Source organism: Bordetella sp. H567, from assembly GCF_001704295.1.
In the GTDB taxonomy this organism is placed as follows: Bacteria; Pseudomonadota; Gammaproteobacteria; order Burkholderiales; family Burkholderiaceae_B; genus Bordetella_C.
The window spans coordinates 1,695,908-1,716,101 of sequence record NZ_CP012334.1 but is presented as its reverse complement, the minus strand read 5'-3'; the positions used below and the strand labels follow the sequence as shown (position 1 = coordinate 1,716,101).

Genomic DNA, 20,194 nt, shown 5'->3' with positions numbered 1-20,194 from the left:
GGGAACCGTATCGGCCATGGCTCGCATCGACTTCGCCTTCGGCGCACCGGACAGGCTGCGCACCGCCTGCCAGGTGGCGCGCAAGCAATACCTGGCGGGGCAGCCGCTGGTGGTGTACTGCGCGGACCCGGTGCGGCTGACTGCCTTCGACCGCATGCTGTGGGCGTTCGATGATATTTCCTTCGTGCCGCACGTCCTGGCGACGGATCCGCTGGCCAGCGAAACACCGGTCGTGCTGACCGCGGCCGACCCGGCGGCCATGGCCGCGCCGGCCACCGCGGAGCGCCCCGCGCCCTGGCTGCTCAACCTGGACGACGACTGTCCGCCCAACTACCAGGCTTTCCCGCGCATACTCGAGATCGTGTCCGCGGACGGCGACGACCGTCCGGCGGCACGCCAACGATGGCGCGTCTACCAGGCACAGGGCGAATCGCCGCACAGCCACGCCATCGGCGGCAAGGCCGCGAACTGACGTCCGCGGCGCAATACCGCCAGGATGGCGGCGCGCCTGTTCCCAGGCGGCCGCCGCAGGAGGAACCATGGATTATCGCGATACCGATCCCGCCATCCCCACGCTGACGCAAAAAATCGACAGCCTCAACGAACCGCCCATCCTGACCGACGTCGTCGCACCGCCGGCGCCCCCCCTCCCCCCGGATCCGGTATTGCGCGCGGCGCTGCAGGCGGAACTGGAATATACCGTCCAGCAGGCCCTGGACCAGGCGATGGCCCACGTCCGGCAGTCGCTGGAAGCCGAGTTGCCGGCCCTGGTCGAGCGGGTGGTCAGCCGCCTGCGTCCAGGTTGAAAAACACCCCGCATGGGAACGGACGCTGCCCGGGCCGGTCCCAGGCATACCGGCGGCGTACGGCAGCCGGTATGCATAGGGATCCGTCCAGATTCCAGAACGCCCGGCCGGGCTTGATCCACCGGCACACTACCGGTCACTCGCGGTCTGGGTTACTCTTTGTTCACTGGTCTTTATAATTCAGGGAACTGTCAGCCGCGGTGCGCGTCAAAGCACCGTAGCCATCGCTGAATGGCCCTATCAGGAGCTCGTCACATGAACGATTACCGTCCTTCCCCTTTCAACCGCACGGGCGCTTATGCCGGCGTACCGGGCGAGGTGGTTCGCAACCGCGTCCTGCGCAATACCTATTGGCTGCTGGCGCTTTCCATGATCCCCACGGTGCTGGGCGCCGCGGTCGGCCTGTATACCGGGCTGAACCGCGTCATGGGTGCGAGTCCGGGCATGTCGGCCATCATCTTCCTGCTGGGCGCGTTCGGCCTGATGTTCGCCATCGAAAAGAACAAGGAGTCCGGCCTGGGAGTGGCGCTGCTGCTGGCCTTCACCTTCTTCATGGGTGTCATGCTGTCGCGCCTGCTGGGCTTCGTCCTTGGCCTGGGCAACGGCTCGCAGCTGATCATGATGGCCTTCGGCGGCACCGCGGTCGTGTTCGGCTCCATGGCGACCATGGCGACGACCATCAAGCGGGATCTGTCCAACTTGCAGAAATGGCTGTTCACGGGCGCCATCATCATCCTGGTCGCGGCGCTGGCCAATATCTTCCTGCAGCTGCCCGCGCTGATGCTCACCATCTCGGTGCTGGCCATCGTGATCTTCTCCGCCTTCATGCTGGTGGACCTGCAGCGCGTGGTCAACGGCGGTGAAACCAACTATGTGTCCGCTACCCTGGCCATCTACCTGGACGTCTACAACGTCTTCTCCAACCTGCTGATGCTGCTCAGCGCATTCAGCGGCGGCAATCGGAACTGATCGCCAGTAGGCGGCACACCGCAAGCGGTACAGCGGGGCGGCCCACCGCCGCCCCGCCGATAGTCGAAGGGCTCGCAATTCGTGAGCCCCTTTTCTTTTCGGAGTACACGATCATGCCGAGCCGCCGACGTTTCCTGCTGAACGCGCCCATCGCCGCGCTGGCCCCCGCCTGGCTGGCGCATGCCGCGGGCACACCCCATGGCGCGAATCCCGTGGGCACTTCAACGCCATCCAAGGCGTCGGACGCCTCGCCAGGCGCCCAGCCCGCCGCCATGCATCGCCGCGCCATTCCATCCTCGGGTGAAACACTGCCCGTCATCGGACTGGGCACGGCCGGCACCTTCGACGTTTCACCGAAGGACACCGCCGGACTCGCCCCGCTGCAGGAAGTCGTGCAGCGCCTGCTGGCCTCCGCGGGCCAAGCCGCCGTCATCGATACCGCGCCCAGCTATGGCGATGCGGAAGCCGTCAGCGGCGAACTGCTGGCCAGGCTGCGGGCGCGCGACAAGGTCTTCGTCGCCACCAAGATAGGCGCCAACGGCCGTGACGCGGGCCTGCGGCAGGTGCGCAATTCGGAAGCCGCCTTGCGCACCCGCAAGCTGGACCTGATCCAGGTCCACAACCTGGTGGATACCGCCACGCAGCTGGCGCTGCTGCGCGAACTCAAGCAGCAGGGCGTGACGCGCTACCTCGGCATCACGCATTACACCGAGTCGGCGCAGGACGAACTGGCCAGGCTGGTGGAACGCGAAAAGCCGGACTTCGTGCAGATCAATCTGTCCGTCACCGAGCGCGGGGCCGAAAAGCGCCTGCTACCGGTCTGTCAGGCGCACGGCGTGGCGGTGCTGATCAACCGCCCCTTCCAGGACGGCGCGCTGTTTCGCCAGGTACGGGGCAAGCCGCTACCCGACTGGGCGTCGGACATCGACTGCACCTCGTGGGCACAGGTCTTCCTGAAGTTCATCGTCGGCCATCCCGCCGTGACGGCCGTCATCCCGGCCACCTCCAAGCCCGCCAATATGCAGGACAACCTGCGGGCGGGCTTCGGTCGCTTGCCCGACGCCGCCATGCGCGAACGCATCGCGGGCCTGTTTGCCTGAGGCCATCATGGCCGACATTCCCCCATCCGCGCCGGCGGGCCGGCCCGGCGCCGCGCAAGCCCCGGAAGCACCGCGGGCACCGCACGGGCATCCCCGTGGCGGCCTGCGGCGGGCGCTGGACATCCAGCCAGGCGAAGGTGCGCCCGCCGTGGTCGGCTTCGCGTTTTTCTTCTGCCTGTTCAGCGGCTATTTCATGCTGCGGCCAATCCGCGAAACGCTGGGCATTGCGGCGGGAGTGGACAAGCTGCAGTGGCTGTTCACCGCGACCTTCATCGTCATGCTGGCGGCGGTGCCCTGCTTCGGCTGGCTGGCCCGGCGCGTGCCGCGCGCCGATTTCGTCAGCTGGACCTACGCCTTTTTCGCCGCCACGCTGGTGGGCTTCGCGGCCTGGTTGTATGCGCAGCCGGGCAATCTGTGGCCGGCACGGGCGTTCTACGTCTGGCTGTCGGTCTTCAACCTCTTCGTGGTGTCGGTGGCATGGAGCCTGATGGCCGATGTATTCCACACGTCGCAGGCCAAGCGCCTGTTCGCCTTCATCGCCGCGGGCGCCAGCACCGGCGGGCTGACCGGCCCGGTGCTGGGCGGGGCGCTGGCCGGCGCCCTGGGCGCGCCCGGCTTGATCCTCCTGTCCGCCGGTTTCCTGGCGTTGACGCTGCCCATGAAATCCTGGTTGATGCGCTGGCGCGCGACAGGCGGCGCCGGCGCCGCCGAGGCCCCACCCACCTACGGCACGGCGTCCGCCCAGGCGCCGCCCCGCACGGACACGACGGACGCCGACCCGACCTCCCCCTCCCGTCCTATCGGTGGCGGCATACTGGCGGGGGCGACCCGCACGTTCACCTCTCCCCTGCTGCTGGGGCTGGCGGCCTTCGTGATCCTGCTGGCCACCGCCAGCACATTCCTTTACATGGAGCAGGCCAGGCTCGTCGCCGATGCCTTCACATCCCCCGCCGAGCGCATCCGGGTATTCAGTGCCCTGGATTTCGCCGTGCAGGCCCTGTCCATGCTGGCCCAGCTGTTCCTGACCGGGCGCCTGGCGCAGCGCCTGGGCGTCAGCTTCCTGCTGACCGCCGTGCCGCTGCTAGTCTGCGCCGGCTTCGTGGTGCTGGCCGCGGCACCCGTGTTCGCCGTGCTGGCCGTGGTGATGGTGCTGCGCCGCGTGGGCGAATACGCGCTGGTGCGGCCGGGCCGGGAAATGGTCTTTACCACGGTCGATGCCGAAGCCAAGTACAAGGCCAAGAACTTCATCGACACCGTGGTCTACCGCGCCGGCGATGCCGCCAGCGCATGGGTGAAGACAGGCGTGGATGCCCTGGGCCATGGCGCGGCCATGGTGGCCCTGGTCGGGGCCGCCTGCGCCGCGATATGGGCCGGTTGCGGCTACTTGCTGGGCAAGCGCGCCGACAGCCGGCGCGTCTGAAGATCCAGCAGGACGCGGCGCGTGGAAAGAGGCCGGCCCGCCAGGATTTCACCCAAGCGCTCGCGCAGATCGTGCCGCAGTCGCGGCTCGATGGCCGGATCGTCGAAATCCGGCGGGGCTTCATCCACGCCGTAGCCAGTTTCCCGCAGCAGCGTCCATTCGAAACGCCGCAGCGCACCGGCCGCGCGGGAGGCCCCCGCCAGCTGCGTCAGCGCGGTATCGTAGGCGTCGAACAACACGGGATGCGCGTCCTCGCGCGGCAACAGGCGCAGCAGCAATTCGTTCATGTACCACGCGGACATCAGCGCGGCCCCGGCCAGGGGCCGGATCCCCGCCACTTCGGCGCGGGTAAGCGTCTTGACTTCGCCGGCCCCCGACCACGATAGCGTCAGGGGCTGGAAGGCCGACAGCACGGGGCGCAGCGCCGAGTATGGACGCTTGGCGCCCTTGGCGACCAGGGCGACGCATCCATGGTCGCGGGAAAACGTCTGCACGATCAGGGACGTTTCGCGCCACGGCGTGGCGTGCAGCATATAGCCTGAACAGTCCTGGACGCGCGTCCCGCGTTTACTCATATCCCAGGTCGCGCAGCGCCTCTTCGCGGTCGGACCAGCCCTTGCGCACCTTGATGTAGATCTCCAGGTGTACGGGCTTTTCCAGCATTTTCGCGATTTCCAGCCGCGCCTCCGTGGCGATGCGCTTCATGTGCTGCCCGCCGGCCCCCAGCAGGATGGGCTTGTGGCCTTCGCGTTCGACCACGATGCATGCCGCCACGCGCGCGCCCTTGTCCGTTTCTTCCCACTGCTCGATGACCACCGTACAGCCGTAGGGCAATTCGTCGCCGACCAGCCGGAAGATTTTCTCCCGCACCAGTTCGGCGGCGATGAAGCGCATGGGGCGGTCCGTCAGCGTGTCCGGTTCGAACATATGCTCGCCTTCCGGCAGCCGCTTGGCGATTTCGTCCAGAAGATCGTCCAGCTGGCGGTTGCGCGCGGCGCTGACCGGCACGACCGCGCCATAGGCGTGCAGCGCGCTGACCTTGGCCACGTAGGGATACAGGCTGTTCCTGTCCTTCAGCGCATCGACCTTGTTCACGGCCAGGATGGCGCGGTCGCCGGACGGCAGCATGGGCAGCAGCTTGGCGTCGCCCTCGGACCATTTCCCTGCTTCAACCACGTGCACCACCACGTCCACGTCGGCCAGGGCCTGGGTCACGACGCGGTTCATCATGCGGTTCATGGTGCCGCCGTGCCGTGTCTGGAAACCCGGCGTATCGACGAAGACGAACTGCTCCGCGCCGCGCGTCAGCACGCCGTGGATGCGGTGCCGCGTGGTCTGGGCCTTGCGTGAGACGATGGATATCTTGCTCCCGATCAGCGCGTTGTTCAGCGTGGACTTGCCCACATTGGGGCGGCCCACGATGGCGACGAAGCCGCATCGGGTTGGTTGTTCAGGCGTCATTTGATTTCTTGGGCAACGGCTACCGGCAGCGAGAGCTGCGCGGTCTTGCGTGCGCGCGGCGCGCGGCGAGCGGCCTTTGGGGGGCTGGCCGCGAGCGCGGCATCCAGCGCCAGCTTGGCGGCGGACTGTTCGGCGGCGCGGCGGCTGGCGCCGGGGGCCGTCACCTTGATGTCCAGCGGCGCGATGGCGCACTCGACTTCGAACTGCTGGCTGTGCGCGGCGCCATGCGTGGCGATCACGGTATAGACGGGCAGGGCCATCTTGCGGCCCTGCAGGAATTCCTGCAGCAGGGTCTTGGCGTCCTTGCCCAGGGTCTTTGGGTCCACCGTGGCGAGCACGGGTTGGTACTGCTTGGCGATGACGCGGCGTGCCGCGTCGAAGCCGCCGTCCAGGAAAACGGCGCCGAAGATGGCTTCCAGCGTATCGGCCAGGATGGAGGGGCGGCGGAAGCCGCCGCTCTTGAGCTCGCCTTCGCCCAGGCGCAAGTCCTGGGACAGGTCCAGCTTCTGCGCGATGTCGGCCAGCGATGCCTGTTTGACCAGGTTGGCGCGCAGGCGCGACAGATCGCCTTCGTCGATCTTGCTGAAGCGCTCGAACAGCATGGAGGCCACGACGAAATTCAGGACGGCATCGCCCAGGAATTCCAGCCGTTCATTGTGGCGCGCACCGTGGCTGCGATGGGTCAGCGCCTGTTCCAACAGGGCCGCATCGCGGAAACGGTGATCCAGACGGGTTTGAAGCGCGTCGAGCGACATGTCAATTGAATCGTCCGATCCGGCTTAGATCGGAGAAATTCATCCAGATGAAGAAGGCCTTGCCCACGATATTACCGTCCGGAACGAATCCCCAGTAGCGGCTGTCCGCGCTGTTGTCCCGGTTATCCCCCATGGCGAAGTATTCCCCGGCCGGAACCTTGCAGCGCACGCCGTTGCGGCTGTACTGGCAGTTGTCCAGATGCGGAAACTGCCATATAGGCCCGTATTCCTGGTATTTGTCCTCATCCAGCAGGATATCGTGGGTAACGTCGCCCAATTTTTCCTTGTAGCGGTTGATATAGGCGACCCGGTCGGGCTCGAAATAGTTGCCGTCCCGCATATGTTTCACTTCCTGGCCGTTTACATATAGTTTCTTGTCCAGGTAGGCAATTTCGTCACCCGGCAGGCCCACGACCCGCTTGATGTAGTCGACGTCCGGATCGACCGGGTAGCGGAAGACGATCACGTCGCCGCGCTGCAGATCGCCGGTGTTCAGGACCTTCTTGTCGACGATAGGCAGCCGTATGCCGCGGCTGAACTTGTTCACGAGGATAAGGTCGCCCGATTCCAGCGTGGGCAGCATCGACCCCGACGGGATGCGAAAAGGCTCCACCACGAAGGAACGCAGCATGAACACGAACAGGATCACCGGAAAAAAACTGACCGCGTATTCCACCCACCAGGGTACGCGCGCGGCCGATTCCGCGGCTTCGCGCCGCAGCCGCTCCGCTTCCTGCGCATCGCCGATCACGGCGGGATCGAAGCGGGCCGCCGCCTCTTCCCCCTTGCGCCGCCGCGCCTTGCGCAGGACAGTGATGTCCAGCACCCAGATGATGCCGGTGATCACCAGCAGGACGAACAAAATCAGCGCAAAGTTCCAACTCATATGTGATGCCTTCTCGCTCTTATTTATTTATCTTCCACTTGCAGGATGGCCAGGAAGGCCTCCTGGGGAATCTCCACGCTGCCGACCTGCTTCATGCGTTTCTTGCCGGCCTTCTGTTTTTCCAGAAGCTTCTTCTTGCGGGTGATGTCGCCGCCGTAGCACTTGGCCAGCACGTTCTTGCGCAGGGCCTTGACGTTTTCGCGGGCGATCACTTCCGCGCCGATGGCGGCCTGGATCGCGACGTCGAACATCTGGCGGGGAATCAGGGCGCGCATGCGCGACACCACGTCGCGCGCACGATAGCGCGCGTTGCTGCGGTGAACGATCATGGACAGCGCATCGACCTTGTCGCCGTTGATCAGCAGGTCGACCCGCACCACGTCCGCGGACCGGTATTCCAGGAACTCGTAGTCCATGGACGCATAGCCGCGGGACACGGACTTCAGCTTGTCGAAGAAGTCCAGCACGATTTCCGCCAACGGGATCTCGTACACCAGGTGCACCTGCCGGCCGTGGTAGCTCATGTTGACCTGGGCGCCGCGCTTGTTATTGCACAGGGTCATCACCGGGCCGACATATTCCTGCGGCATGAACAGCGTGACCTTGACGATGGGCTCCCGGATTTCGGCGATCTTGCCGACTTCCGGCATGCGCGACGGGCTTTCGATCGTCAGCACCTGCCCGTCACGCTGCTCGACCTCGTACACCACCGACGGCGCGGTGGTGATGATGTCCATGTCGAATTCGCGTTCGAGCCGCTCCTGCACGATTTCCATGTGCAGCAGGCCCAGGAAGCCGCAGCGAAAGCCGAAGCCCAGCGCCTGCGACACTTCCGGTTCGAACATGAGCGCGGCGTCGTTGAGCTTGAGCTTTTCCAGGGAATCGCGCAGCTGGTCATATTCGCTGCTTTCCACCGGGTACAGGCCGGCGAACACCTGCGGCTTGACCTCCTTGAAGCCCGGCAGCGCCTGCGCGGCCGGCTGGCCCACCAGCGTCACGGTGTCGCCCACCTTGGCGTGGGCCAGTTCCTTGATGCCGGCAATGACGAAGCCCACTTCCCCCGCGCTCAGCGCCTGGCGCGGCACCGACTTGGGTGTGAACACGCCGACCTGTTCGCACAGGTGCGTGGCACCGGAGGCCATCAGCAGGATCTTGTCCTTGGGACGCAAGACCCCGTTGACGATGCGCACCAGCATGACCACGCCGACGTAGTTGTCGAACCACGAGTCGATGATCAAGGCCTGCAGGGGCTCGGTGGGGCTGCCCTTGGGCGGCGGCACGTCGCGGACGATGGACTCCAGGATGTCGTCGATCCCCATGCCCGTCTTGGCGCTGGCGGCGATGGCGCGCGACGCGTCGATGCCGATCACGTCCTCGATTTCCTGGCGGGCGCCGTCCGGATCCGCCTGCGGCAGATCCATCTTGTTCAGCACGGGCAGGACTTCCACGCCCAGCTCGATGGCCGTGTAGCAGTTCGCCACCGTCTGCGCCTCCACGCCCTGCGAGGCGTCGACGACCAGCAGCGCGCCTTCGCAGGCCGAAAGCGACCGGCTGACTTCGTAGGAGAAGTCCACGTGGCCCGGGGTGTCGATCAGGTTCAGGTTGTAGACCTGGCCATCGACGGCCTTGTATTCCAGGGCGGCCGTCTGCGCCTTGATCGTGATGCCGCGCTCGCGCTCGATGTCCATGGAATCAAGCACCTGCGCCGACATCTCGCGATCCGCCAATCCACCGCAGCGCTGGATCAGGCGGTCGGCCAGGGTCGACTTGCCATGATCGATGTGGGCGATGATCGAAAAGTTACGGATATGACGCATAGAGGTGGGGAAGAGGAAGGAACAGGTGCGCCAATAAGGAGGGGGCGCCATGCGCCCCCTCTTTGCGGCAACCAGCGATTTTAGCCGGTCTTGGGCCTACTTGCCCGGCTGGACGACCACCCACTGCGTCTGGTCGCCGCGGCGTATCAGCAAGGGAACCGGCTTGGCCTTGTCCACCTTGCCCGCCACCTGCACGAACTGGTCGGGAGCCGTGATGTCGGTATCGCCCACGGACAGGACGATATCGCCTTCCTGGATGCCGGCCTGGTCCGCCTGGCCGCTGGCCGCACGCACCATGACACCGCCCTTGATCTTCAGCTTGGCCTGCGTGGCGGTCGGCACCGGGACCACCGTCAGCCCCAGGGCCGTGGAAGCGGCGGGTTCCTTTTCCGGCTCCGGCTTCTTGGCCACGGGCGCCTTGGACTGCGGGATTTCCGCGACCTTGACGTCCAGCGTGACGTTCTTGCCCTTGCGCCACACCTGCAGGGGCGCGACGGTACCAGGCTTGGTCTCGCCGACCATGCGCGGCAGATCCGACCAGCGCGCGATCGGCTTGTTGTTGAAGCGCAGGATCACGTCGCCCGGCTGCACGCCGGCCGCATCGGCCGGGCTGTCGCCTTCCACGCTGCTGACCAGGGCGCCTTCCGCGCGGGCCAGCCCCAGGGCGGTGGCGACATCGTTGGTGACTTCGCCGATCTGCACGCCGATGCGGCCGCGCGTGACCTTGCCGGTAGCGCGCAGTTCGTCGACCACCCGCATGACTTCGTCGATCGGGATGGCCAGGGAAATACCCATGAAGCCGCCGCTGCGCGAGATGATCTGCGAATTGATGCCGATGACCTCGCCCTGCAAGTTGAGCAGCGGGCCGCCGGAGTTTCCGGGGTTCACCGCGACGTCGGTCTGGATGAAGGGCAGATATTCGCCGGTATCGCGGTTGATCGCGCTGACGATGCCCGCCGTCACCGTGGAATCCAGGCCGAACGGCGAACCGATGGCAAGCACCCACTGCCCTTTCTTGATCTTGCTGTCGTCGCCGATCGGCAGGAAGGGCATATCCTTGGCCTCGATCTTCAGCAGCGCCACATCGGTGCGCTCATCGGTGCCGATCACCTTGGCCTTGAATTCGCGGCCGTCGGTCAGCGTGACGAAGATATCCGTGGCATCGCTGACCACGTGGTTGTTTGTCAGGACATAGCCGTCCGCGGAGATGAAGAACCCGGAGCCCACGCCGCGCGGCACCGTGCGCTCCTGCGGTTGCGGCTGTTGGGGCTGCTTGGGCTGCTGCTGGCGGTCGCGCGGACGCTGGCCGGGCAGTTCCGGCATGCCGGGGGGCTGGAAATCGGGGCCGAAAAAGAAGCGGAACAGGTCGTAGGGATCCTGCGGACCACTGCGCACGGGAACCGTGGCGGTGGTGCGAATGTTCACCACGGCGGGATCGGCCTTTTCGACGATGGACGTGAAATCGGGCAGCATCATCGCCGGCCCGGTGGCCGCGGTGGGCGCCGCGGCGGCGGGCGTGCTCAGCGCCGCGCCGCCCAGCATGGCGGTCGCCAGCAAGGCGGCCAGGCCGCGGCGGGCCCGGTTGCGGCCCGTGAAGCGAGCGATGTCCTGCGGCAGTCCAAAAGAAAAAAACCGCCGGACGGGTAATTTCGACACGGTGGACAGAATCATTCAATGCTCCGGGCGAGCCCCTGGGGGCGTCTGCTGTTTACTTGGGCGCCACGGGGGGCGGCACGTATTCGGTTGCCTTGGCAAGCTGTTCGAGCGTGGGAGCGGGCACTTCGCCGAGCACCGTAACCCAGAAGTCCGCAATCCGCATACCGTAGACGTTGATCGGCCCGCGCCGATAGGCGCCATGAGGCTGATGGCGGTTGCGCTTCTTATCATAAGGCTCGATGAATACCGAGATCGCGGCCAGACCGTCGGACAATACCAGTTGGCTCACGGCATCGCCATGGGCCATGATGCGCGCGACCTGCGAAACCGGGACGAAGCCCGCCGGATAAGGAATGCGCCAACCCTGCGCGGCCAGATCCACCGGCTTCATGCTGCCCTGCTGGACCTTCCAGTCCTTGGTGTTCCAGCGCGATTCCAGCTGGTCATGGTCGACCGTGGCGCCCAGCCGCAAGGCCGTGAAGGCGATCTGTTCGACGACGGTGGAAGAACCCGACAGCGTTTGCGCCTTGAGCAGCAGGTCGTTTTCCGTGTCAGTGCACAGCCGGTAGCCGTAGCGGTCCTTGTCCAGCGGCTCGATCGTGATGATGCGGCATTCGCGGCCGGCCACCCGGTGGGGCGTGGGCTGCATGAGCACGCGATAGTATTTGGTGAGGGCCGCCGGCGCTCCCAGGAGCAGGCCGGGAAACTGCTCGGCACGCTTGTGCTGGACGAAAATCGTCTTGTGCTCGGGCACCAGGCATTGGATGTCGTCGTTGTGCCGCAGATATTCGCGCGGCTGGCCGTCCAGCACTTCGATGCGTTCGCGTTCGCCGCTGCCATCGACCACGTGGACGACGCGGGACGACTGGATGGTTTCGCCCTGCTGGTAGGTGAAGATGCCCGAATAATCGAGCTTGGTGGCGGCATCCTGGATGCGCCCCAGCAGCGCCTGGGCCTCCGGTTCCGGAACGGCAACGCTGGGGGACACCGGGGCGCCCTGGGCGTGCGACAAGCCGGCGCTGATGGCGAACAGCGCCGCCGCGACGGCGGAGCTGAGCGACGCCAGCCCTCGCCCGGCCCTGCCGGGCCGATCCGCCGCCAGGCGGGAAAACGGCCAGGACCGGAACGATGGGGCAAGCACCGCCGCAACGGTCATCAGCGCCCCGCTCCGACGTCGAATGACACCTGCCGGATGGCCGTGGGGCCAGCCAGCTGCCGATGCGCTTCCAGGTAGTCGCTCAGGCTAGGATCGTCGGCCGATACCCCGCTGGCATCGGCCAGGACCCGGGTTTCCGCCGTGGGCGCGTCGCGGGTGCCCGCTAAATAGGGCTGCGCGACCCAGGCGACGGAGGCCACCGCCGCGGCCATCGCGAAGCCGGACAGGCCGAATCGCCAGACCGGCCGCAGCGCGCGCCGGCGGCGCGGGGCGACAATGGGGAGTTCATTGGCCAGCGCGGCCGACAAGCGGGCGTGAAACGCGGGCGAAGGGGTGATGGACAGTTCCGGATTGCGCAGGACGTCGCCTATCAGGTGATACGTATCCCAGGTTTCCCGGCCTTCGGCTACTTCCAGGCCGTCCAGCCATTCCTCTGTACCTTCGCCATCCATCCAGGCCGACACCGAATTTTCCCAGCTCGTGTCCTCGGCGCGGACGGAAGCAGATGATCTTTGCATGACTCCAGCTCCTTACCAACGACGATCGGCATCGTTCCCGAGCAGCGGCCGCAAACGCGCGGCCACCGCTTCCCGAGCCCGGAATATGCGCGACCGGACTGTACCGATCGGACAACCCATGCTCTGGGCGATGTCTTCGTAACTCATACCTTCAATTTCCCGGAGGACGATAGCCGTACGCAATTCCTCGGGTAAGCCCTGTATGGCCGCGTTGACGGTTTCCGCGATTTCGCGGCTGGCAGCCATTGCCTCCGGGGTGCTGATATCGCTTAGGTTGTCCGTTTCGTTAAAAGTTTCACCGTCCTCATTTTCGACGGCATTGGGGGCGCTGGGCCGGCGGCCATTGGAGGCCAGCCAGTTGCGCGCCGTATTGATCGCGATCCGGTACAACCAGGTGTAGAACGCGCTGTCCCCCCGGAATTGCGGCAAGGCACGGTAGGCCTTGATGAAGGCTTCCTGCGCCACGTCCTCGACCTCGGCCTGGTCGCGGATCATGCGGGAAAGCAGCCGCATGATCTTGCGCTGGTATTTCAGGACCAGCAGGTCGAAGGCTTTTTTGTCGCCGCGCTGGACCCGTGCAACCAGTTCGGCGTCGATGTCGCGTTCGCTCATGGCGTCTTCACCGCACGGCGAACGGTCGTGCGGCACAGGCGCCGGTTCACCAGCAGGCAGGTACGGCGCCAGGCCGGCGCGGGCAGGCTGTCCTGCCACACGGTAAGGGTGACGCAACCGCCGGCAGGGACAGCGGCGCTATCGACGACAGCGGGCAGGCGTGCCCGCAACGTCAGCCAGCGCGGCCCGCGCCAGGCGGCAAGCCATTCAGCAGGATGCCAGCCATCACGCAAGCGCAAATGGAAGGCGCCGTCGCGGTCCATGCGGAGGGCCGTGACGGCAGGACGGGAACGGCGGGCCCGCCGCAGCGCCGCCAGGCCGGCCCCGCAGGCGGCCACGACCGGTAGCGCAAGGATGGCGAGCCCGTACAACGCCAGCAATGGCGCGGCCAGCGCCGCCGCCATCACGGCGTCGTCCAGCCATGCAGCCAGCCGCGGCCGCAGGATAGGTACGCGCAACGTCCAATCCGGGTGCACGCAGGCTCCCTTACATGCGGCGCACGGCCATCGACCCGTTGGTGCCGCCGAACCCGAAGGAGTTGGACAGCGCAACGTTGATCGTCATCTCCCGCGCTTCGTTCGCGCAGTAGTCCAGGTCGCACTCGGGATCCTGGTTGAACAGATTGATGGTCGGGGGCGAGACCTGGTGGTAGACCGCCAGCGTGGTGAAGACCGCTTCGATGCCGCCTGCCGCGCCGAGCAGGTGCCCGGTCATGGACTTGGTGGAATTGACCACCAGCTTGTACGCATGGTCGCCGAACGCCAGCTTCAGGGCATCCGATTCGTTCTTGTCGCCCAAGGGCGTGGAGGTGCCGTGGGCATTCACGTACTGCACGTCTTCCGGATTCAGGCCGCCATTGCGCAGCGCATTGACCACGCCGCGGCGCGGGCCATCCTGGTTGGGCGCGGTGATGTGATACGCGTCCGAGCTCATGCCGTAGCCGACGAATTCGCCGTAGATGCGCGCGCCGCGCTTCTTGGCATGTTCGTATTCTTCCAGCACCACGACGCCGGCGCCCTCACCGAGCACGAAGCCGTCGCGGTCGCGATCCCACGGGCGCGAGGCCGTGGTGGGGTCGTCATTGCGCGTGGACAGCGCCCGCATCGCGGCGAAGCCGCCGATGCCCAGTGGGGATACCGTGGATTCGGCGCCGCCCGCGATCATCACATCGGCGTCGCCGTACTCGATCATCCGCGCGGAATCTCCGATGCTGTGCAAGCCCGTGGTGCATGCCGACACCACCGCATAGCTGGGGCCCTTGAATCCGTACAGGATCGACAACTGACCGGAGATCAGGTTGATCAGCGCGCCCGGCACGAAAAAGGGCGAGATGCGGCGCGGACCGCGCGCCAGCAGATCGGTCTGGGTTTCTTCGATGCGCGGCAATCCGCCGATGCCGGAGCCGATGATGACGCCGATGCGGTCGGCATTGGCCTCGGTGACCTCCAGGCCGCTGTCACGCCAGGCCTGGACGCCCGCCGCCAAGCCGTAGTGGATAAAGGTATCCATCTGACGGGCTTCCTTGGCGGGGATGTATTGCGTGACATCGAAATCGCGGACTTCGCCCGCGATATGCGTGGTCAGCGCGGAAGGATCGAAACGGGTAATACGGCCGATGCCGGAACGTCCGTTGACGATATTGTCCCAGGCGCTGGACACGTCATTGCCCACGGGGGACACGATGCCGAGTCCGGTGATGACGACGCGTCGTTTCACGGATGACTCCTAAACAGACAAAAGAAAGGCGGCTTGGAATACGCCGCTTGCGCGGGAAACAGCACACGGGGCAGGTCTGCCGCCCCGCGCAGCGTCCGCGCGACATAGTCCAAAAACCGCCCCGGTTCCCCGCGCGGCATTGAAGCCGGAACGCAAGGAAAGACAGGCTGATTGCTTATTGCTTGCCGTGCGAACCGATGTAGTCAATCGCTTGTTGCACGGTCGTGATTTTCTCGGCCTCTTCGTCGGGGATCTCGGTCTCGAATTCGTCTTCGAGAGCCATCACCAGCTCAACCATGTCGAGCGAATCGGCACCGAGGTCGTCAAGAAAGGAAGATTCGTTCTTGATCTCGGCTTCATTGACGCCAAGTTGTTCAGCGACGATCTTCTTGACGCGCTGTTCGATGCTTTCCATGCAGATCTCCAATTGGGAAAAATCCCGCGAATTATAGCCAAGCGCAGCGTAATGCCAACGCCGGGCTGTGACAAAAATGGATTCCCGATCGGTACGCCTGTCGGCGCGCTATTCGGGACCCGCTAAATTACATATACATGCCGCCGTTGACGTGCAGGGTCGTCCCGGTAATGTAACCGGCTTGGGGACTGGCCAGGAACGCGACGGCATGGGCGATATCGGCCGGCGAGCCCAGGCGGCCCACCGGAATTTGCTGCAGCAGCGCGGCGGTCTGGGCTTCGCCCAGCACGCGCGTCATATCGGTATCGATGAAGCCGGGCGCCACGCAATTGACCGTAATATTTCGGCTGCCCAGTTCCCGCGCCAGCGCACGGGACATGCCCGCCACGCCGGCCTTGGCGGCGGCGTAGTTGGCCTGCCCGGCGTTGCCGCTGGAGCCGACCACCGAGGTCACGTTGATGATGCGGCCCCAGCGAGCCTTCATCATGCCGCGCATGACGCCGCGCGACAGCCGGAACACGGCGGCCAGGTTGGTATCGATGACCGCATCCCAGTCATCGTCCTTCATGCGCATCGCCAGCGTATCGCGGGTGATACCCGCATTGTTCACCAGAATGTGCGGACCGCCCTCTTTCGCCAGGCCTTCCACCAGCGCATCGCAGGCCTGGGTGTCCGTGACATCCAGCACGACGCCGCGACCGTTGAACGGCGCCAGGGCCTCGCTTATCGTTTCGGCGCCGGACGCCGACGTGGCGGTACCCACCACGATGGCACCCCGGGCGGCCAGCTCATGCGCGATCGCCTTGCCGATGCCGCGGGTGGCACCGGTCACGAGGGCGATCTTTCCTTGCAATTCCATGAAGCAGCTTCCTTGTCAGTTGGACTGGAGCGCGGCCAGCGCGGCGTCCAGCGAGGCAGGATCCGTGATCGCCAGGCCGGTCAGCTCGCCGTCGATACGCTTGACCAGGCCGGTCAGGACCTTGCCCGGACCGCATTCGACGACGTGGGTGACGCCCTGCGCCTTCATGGCGCGGATGGTCTCCACCCAGCGGACGGGATGCCAGGCTTGACGCACGAGCGCGTCGCGTATGGCGGCGGGATCGGTAGGCGTGGCGACGTCCACATTGTTTACCACGGGGATCGCCGGCGTGGATACGGCCACTTCGGCCAGCGCCCTGGACAGGACCGCGGCGGCGGGTTCGAGCAGGCTGGAGTGGAACGGCGCCGACACCGGCAGCAGCAGCGCCCGCTTGGCGCCGGCTGCCTTGGCGGCTTCGCACGCGCGTTCGACCGCGGCCTTGTGCCCCGCGATGACGACCTGGGCGGGGGCATTGAAATTGACGGCCTCGACGACCTCGCCCTGCGCGGCCTGCGCGCAGGCCGCACGGACGGCATCGTCGTCCAGTCCCAGCACGGCGGCCATGGCGCCCGTGCCCACCGGCACGGCGGCCTGCATGGCGTCGGCGCGGATACGCACGAGGCGGACAGCGTCCTCCAGGCTTAGTGCCTGGGCGGCCGTCAGGGCGGCGTATTCGCCCAGGCTATGGCCGGCCAACACCTCGGGCTTGCGTCCGCCGGCGGCCAGCCATGCCTGATAGACCGCAACGGCCGAGGCCAGCATGGCGGGCTGGGTGTTGGTCGTCAGGTTGAGCTGCTCGGCAGGCCCCTGGGCGATCAGGGTGTCCAGGTCCTGCGACAGGGCCGCCGACGCACGGGCCAGGGTGTCGGCCACGGCCGCGTTGCCCTTCCAGGCGTCCAGCATACCGACGGATTGCGAACCCTGGCCGGGAAATACGAAAGCGATTTTCATCGATTGACGGTCAGATCAGTTTGTCGTTGTACGAGGCGCTCAGGCGGTCAACCGCGCCAGCACCGAGCCCCAGGTGAAACCGCCGCCCACGCCCTGCATCAGGACCAGTTGGCCCGGTTTGGCCAGGCCTTCGCGGCGCGCGACATCCAGCGCGAGCGGCACGCTGGCCGCCGACGTATTGGCATGGCGGTCGACCGTGATCACCAGTTTGTCCGTGGGTAGATTCAATTTACGGGCAAGAAAGTTCAGGATGCGCACGTTCGCCTGGTGCGGGATGAGCAGGTCGACCGCATCCAGCGCCACGCCGGCCTCTTCGCACACGGCGCGGGCGGAGCGCTCCAGCACCGTCACGGCCTGCTTGAATACCGCCTGCCCGTCCATGCGAAGGAAGGGGTCGCCCACCACGCTGCCGTACGCCACATTACCGGCCGCGCACAGGATCTTGGTCTGGCTGCCATCGGCATGCAGTTGCGCCGCCAGTATGCCGGGCTGTTCGGACGCGGACAGCACCACCGCCCCGGCGCCATCGCCGAACAGTACGCAGGTGGAGCGGTCGTTCCAATCCAGGATACGCGAGAAAACTTCGGCTCCGATGACCAGCGCATGGCGCGCGCGGCGCGCACGCACGAAGCTGTCCGCGGTGGTCAGCGCGTAGACGAAACCGCTGCACACCGCCTGCACGTCGAACGCGGCGCCGCCCTTGATGCCCAGCCTGCTCTGCACCAGGCATGCCGTGCTAGGAAACACGAAATCCGGGGTGGAGGTGGCGACGATGATGAGATCGATATCTTCGGCGCGCAGGCCTGCGTCATCGATCGCGCGGCGCGCGGCTTCGGTCGCCAGGTCGCTGGTCGTGACACCGCGCTCGGCCAGGTGCCGCTGGCGAATGCCGGTGCGTTCGACTATCCAGGCGTCCGAGGTCTGGATATCCCGGGTGGCGAGCTCCGCCGCCAGATCGTCATTGGATACGACGCGCGGCGGCAGGTAGCTGCCGGAACCGGCGATCACCGAATACTGCGGAGTGGAGTTCATCAGGCGGAGTCCCCGGCCGCGCGCGGCATGGACACCGGCGCGTGATTGATATGTATGCCCTGCTGCCTGATTTGCGCCATGCTCTCGTTGGTGCGTTCCAGCAGTTTGCTCGCCACCGCTTCCCGCGCGCGCTGCAGCGCGAAACCGAAGGCATAGCTGTCGGCCGAGCCATGGCTTTTGATGACGACGCCGCGCAGGCCCAGCAACGCGGCACCGTTGTGGCGCCGGTTATCGACCCGCTTGCGCAGACGGTTCAGCACCGGCGACGCGATGGCGCCCGCCAGCAAGGTGATCGGATTGCGCTTGAATTCCTCGCGGATGATGCTGGAAAGCATGCGCGCAAGACCTTCGATCGACTTGAGCACCGCATTGCCGACAAAGCCGTCGCACACGACGACGTCCACCGTGCCCTTGAAGATGTCGTTGCCTTCCACGTTGCCATGGAAGTTCAGGGGGCTGGAGCGCAGGAGTTCCGCGGCTTCCTTGACGACCTCGTTGCCCTTGATCACTTCCTCGCCGATGTTCAGCAGGCCAACACTGGGCCGCTCGCAATGGTCGAGCGCTTGTGCCAGGGCCGCGCCCATGATGGCGAACTGCAGCAGGTGTTCGGCCGTGCAATCGACGTTGGCGCCAAGGTCCAGTACGGTAGTGGACCTACCCTTCTGGTTGGGAATGGAGGTCGCGATGGCCGGACGGTCGATGCCGTCCAGCGTCTTGAGCACGTAGCGCGAGATCGCCATCCACGCGCCGGTATTGCCCGCGGAAACACAGGCATCCGCGCGGCCGTCCTTGACGGCCTGCGCGGCGATGCGCATGGACGAGTCCTTCTTGCGGCGCAAGGCGACCTCGACGGAATCGTCCATCGTGACGACCTCGGAAGCCGGCACGATTTCCAGCCGCTCGCGCGGCACGTCCCGCCCACCTTCGAGCGCCTTTTCGATAGCGTCCGGCAATCCGACCAGGAGCAGCCGCACGTCCGGAAACCGGCGGGCGAACTCGATCGACGCGGGGATGGTCACGGGCAGGCCGATGTCGCCGCCCATGCAGTCAATAGCGATGCGTATCACGGGTGCCAGGTGGTCAGCGCCAGCCGTAACAATGCGGTCCGGTTCACGCGATGCGGAACGGGCTTATTCGTCGCTCTTGGTCTTGATGACTTTGCGGCCGCGATAGAAACCGTTCGGGCTGATGTGGTGACGCAGATGCGTCTCGCCCGTATTGGGTTCGATCGCCGTGGACGGCGCGGTCAGGAAATCGTGCGAGCGGTGCATCCCACGCTTGGACGGGGACTTCTTGTTTTGTTGAACAGCCATGATGACTCCTAGAAACGGGGCGCATTGTACGCGATGCGGCCCGGTGTTGACCTCAATGTTTTTGCTTCAATTTTTCCAGCACCGCGAACGGCGATGGACGCTTTTCCGCGTCGGCTTCGTCCGGCGCGGGGCCGGCGCTGGTCTTCAGCGGCGTGTCCGGACATACATCATGCCTGGGCACGTAGGGGATATTCAGGACCAGTTCGTCTTCGACCTGCTCCAGCAGATCGAAATGACGGGAACCGACCACTTTTTCCGGCGCATCGTCGATATCGTCCGCGCCGTCGTCCGCCTCCAGGGCGGCTTCGTCGAGGCCGTTATCGAGTTCGGCTTCGGATTTCACCAGATGCAGACTTACGTGCGCATCGATGGGGTAAACAAAAGGCTCCATGCAACGCTGGCAAACCAGCACCGGCGCGGCCCGCACATGCAGATGCAACAGCGATTCGCCCTGCCTGCCTGTTTCGCCGCGCACGACCCAGCGTACTTCGCCCGTTTCGTCGCGCGGCTGCAACGGCAACCCTTCCATCGCGCGCCCGAACCGGGCCAGCGGCAGACTGCCTGAAGCTTCCTTGCCCACGCGCGCAAAATCGAACGCGTCGATAATGCCGGCTCGCGCGGCCCGGGTTTGCCCCACCAGGGTTTCCTTCACCACGGCTGCACTCCCAGGGGTTGCTTCCGCACGGATTGCCTGCCCACGGCCACCGTTTGCATACGACACATACGACAACGAAATTTCCGCGAAAACGTTA

The 20,194-nt window shown here is 65.7% G+C and carries 23 protein-coding genes; 5 read left to right on the top strand and 18 right to left on the bottom strand.

Annotation, left to right across the window (positions count from 1 at the left end):
* Positions 1–16 precede the first annotated feature (16 nt).
* The 5 genes from AKI39_RS07795 (at position 17) to AKI39_RS07775 (ending at position 4,295) form a co-directional block, all read left to right on the top strand.
* Complete coding sequence (locus AKI39_RS07795; RefSeq protein ID WP_066634244.1) at positions 17–472, top strand: DNA polymerase III subunit chi; 456 nt, start codon at positions 17–19, stop codon at positions 470–472.
* Between the two features lie 67 nt (positions 473–539).
* Complete coding sequence (locus AKI39_RS07790; protein ID WP_066634242.1) at positions 540–806, top strand: hypothetical protein; 267 nt, start codon at positions 540–542, stop codon at positions 804–806.
* A gap of 255 nt (positions 807–1,061) precedes the next feature.
* Positions 1,062–1,775 (top strand): Bax inhibitor-1/YccA family protein, encoded by a 714-nt coding sequence (locus AKI39_RS07785; protein WP_066634241.1) that lies wholly within the window; start codon positions 1,062–1,064, stop codon positions 1,773–1,775.
* 113 nt (positions 1,776–1,888) lie between these two features.
* The gene (locus AKI39_RS07780; RefSeq protein ID WP_083228690.1) at positions 1,889–2,875 is read left to right on the top strand and encodes an aldo/keto reductase; all 987 of its coding nucleotides are present in this window, start codon (positions 1,889–1,891) and stop codon (positions 2,873–2,875) included.
* 7 nt (positions 2,876–2,882) lie between these two features.
* Positions 2,883–4,295, top strand: coding sequence for an NTP/NDP exchange transporter (locus AKI39_RS07775; RefSeq protein WP_083228689.1), 1,413 nt, complete (start codon positions 2,883–2,885; stop codon positions 4,293–4,295).
* Here AKI39_RS07775 and recO read toward each other — a convergent pair.
* The 18 genes from recO to AKI39_RS07685 all read right to left on the bottom strand — a co-directional run bounded on the left by recO (position 4,256) and on the right by AKI39_RS07685 (position 20,097).
* Positions 4,256–4,870 carry a DNA repair protein RecO gene (gene recO, locus AKI39_RS07770; RefSeq protein ID WP_066634240.1) on the bottom strand — a complete coding sequence of 205 codons (615 nt, stop codon included), beginning with the start codon at positions 4,868–4,870 and terminating at the stop codon, positions 4,256–4,258. The genes AKI39_RS07775 and recO overlap by 40 nt on opposite strands.
* Positions 4,863–5,756, bottom strand: coding sequence for a GTPase Era (gene era, locus AKI39_RS07765; protein WP_066634236.1), 894 nt, complete (start codon positions 5,754–5,756; stop codon positions 4,863–4,865). Before era ends, recO begins: the two co-directional genes overlap by 8 nt.
* A complete protein-coding gene (gene rnc, locus AKI39_RS07760) occupies positions 5,753–6,511 on the bottom strand; it encodes a ribonuclease III (protein ID WP_066634234.1) in 759 nt (252 codons plus the stop codon). The genes era and rnc overlap by 4 nt, the downstream gene beginning before the upstream one ends.
* Before the next feature lies 1 nt (position 6,512).
* On the bottom strand, positions 6,513–7,397 hold the full coding sequence (gene lepB, locus AKI39_RS07755) for a signal peptidase I (protein ID WP_066634232.1): 885 nt from the start codon (positions 7,395–7,397) through the stop codon (positions 6,513–6,515).
* Between the two features lie 23 nt (positions 7,398–7,420).
* The gene (gene lepA / locus AKI39_RS07750; RefSeq protein ID WP_066634227.1) at positions 7,421–9,214 is read right to left on the bottom strand and encodes a translation elongation factor 4; all 1,794 of its coding nucleotides are present in this window, start codon (positions 9,212–9,214) and stop codon (positions 7,421–7,423) included.
* A gap of 96 nt (positions 9,215–9,310) precedes the next feature.
* Positions 9,311–10,756, bottom strand: a complete 1,446-nt coding sequence (locus tag AKI39_RS07745) for a DegQ family serine endoprotease (RefSeq protein ID WP_066642438.1) — start codon at positions 10,754–10,756, stop codon at positions 9,311–9,313.
* 166 nt (positions 10,757–10,922) lie between these two features.
* Positions 10,923–12,026 (bottom strand): MucB/RseB C-terminal domain-containing protein, encoded by a 1,104-nt coding sequence (locus tag AKI39_RS07740; protein WP_066634226.1) that lies wholly within the window; start codon positions 12,024–12,026, stop codon positions 10,923–10,925.
* Entirely contained in the window at positions 12,026–12,544 is a 519-nt protein-coding gene (locus AKI39_RS07735) for a sigma-E factor negative regulatory protein (protein WP_066634225.1), read from the bottom strand. The genes AKI39_RS07740 and AKI39_RS07735 overlap by 1 nt, the downstream gene beginning before the upstream one ends.
* A 12-nt stretch (positions 12,545–12,556) precedes the next feature.
* Positions 12,557–13,156: an RNA polymerase sigma factor RpoE gene (gene rpoE / locus AKI39_RS07730; protein WP_066634223.1), complete on the bottom strand. Its 600-nt coding sequence runs from the start codon at positions 13,154–13,156 to the stop codon at positions 12,557–12,559.
* Entirely contained in the window at positions 13,153–13,614 is a 462-nt protein-coding gene (locus AKI39_RS07725; RefSeq protein ID WP_083228688.1) for a hypothetical protein, read from the bottom strand. Before AKI39_RS07725 ends, rpoE begins: the two co-directional genes overlap by 4 nt.
* A gap of 28 nt (positions 13,615–13,642) precedes the next feature.
* Complete coding sequence (fabF, locus tag AKI39_RS07720; RefSeq protein ID WP_066634221.1) at positions 13,643–14,872, bottom strand: beta-ketoacyl-ACP synthase II; 1,230 nt, start codon at positions 14,870–14,872, stop codon at positions 13,643–13,645.
* Positions 14,873–15,047: 175 nt separating this feature from the next.
* Positions 15,048–15,287, bottom strand: a complete 240-nt coding sequence (acpP, locus tag AKI39_RS07715) for an acyl carrier protein (protein WP_066634219.1) — start codon at positions 15,285–15,287, stop codon at positions 15,048–15,050.
* Positions 15,288–15,414: 127 nt separating this feature from the next.
* Entirely contained in the window at positions 15,415–16,146 is a 732-nt protein-coding gene (gene fabG, locus AKI39_RS07710; protein ID WP_066634217.1) for a 3-oxoacyl-ACP reductase FabG, read from the bottom strand.
* A gap of 15 nt (positions 16,147–16,161) precedes the next feature.
* On the bottom strand, positions 16,162–17,097 hold the full coding sequence (gene fabD / locus AKI39_RS07705) for an ACP S-malonyltransferase (RefSeq protein ID WP_066634214.1): 936 nt from the start codon (positions 17,095–17,097) through the stop codon (positions 16,162–16,164).
* Positions 17,098–17,136: 39 nt separating this feature from the next.
* On the bottom strand, positions 17,137–18,129 hold the full coding sequence (locus AKI39_RS07700; protein ID WP_066634212.1) for a beta-ketoacyl-ACP synthase III: 993 nt from the start codon (positions 18,127–18,129) through the stop codon (positions 17,137–17,139).
* On the bottom strand, positions 18,129–19,196 hold the full coding sequence (gene plsX / locus AKI39_RS07695) for a phosphate acyltransferase PlsX (protein WP_066634210.1): 1,068 nt from the start codon (positions 19,194–19,196) through the stop codon (positions 18,129–18,131). Before plsX ends, AKI39_RS07700 begins: the two co-directional genes overlap by 1 nt.
* Positions 19,197–19,259: 63 nt before the next feature.
* Complete coding sequence (rpmF, locus tag AKI39_RS07690) at positions 19,260–19,442, bottom strand: 50S ribosomal protein L32 (protein ID WP_066346671.1); 183 nt, start codon at positions 19,440–19,442, stop codon at positions 19,260–19,262.
* Between the two features lie 52 nt (positions 19,443–19,494).
* Positions 19,495–20,097 (bottom strand): YceD family protein, encoded by a 603-nt coding sequence (locus AKI39_RS07685; RefSeq protein ID WP_235610770.1) that lies wholly within the window; start codon positions 20,095–20,097, stop codon positions 19,495–19,497.
* Between the last annotated feature and the right edge of the window lie 97 nt (positions 20,098–20,194).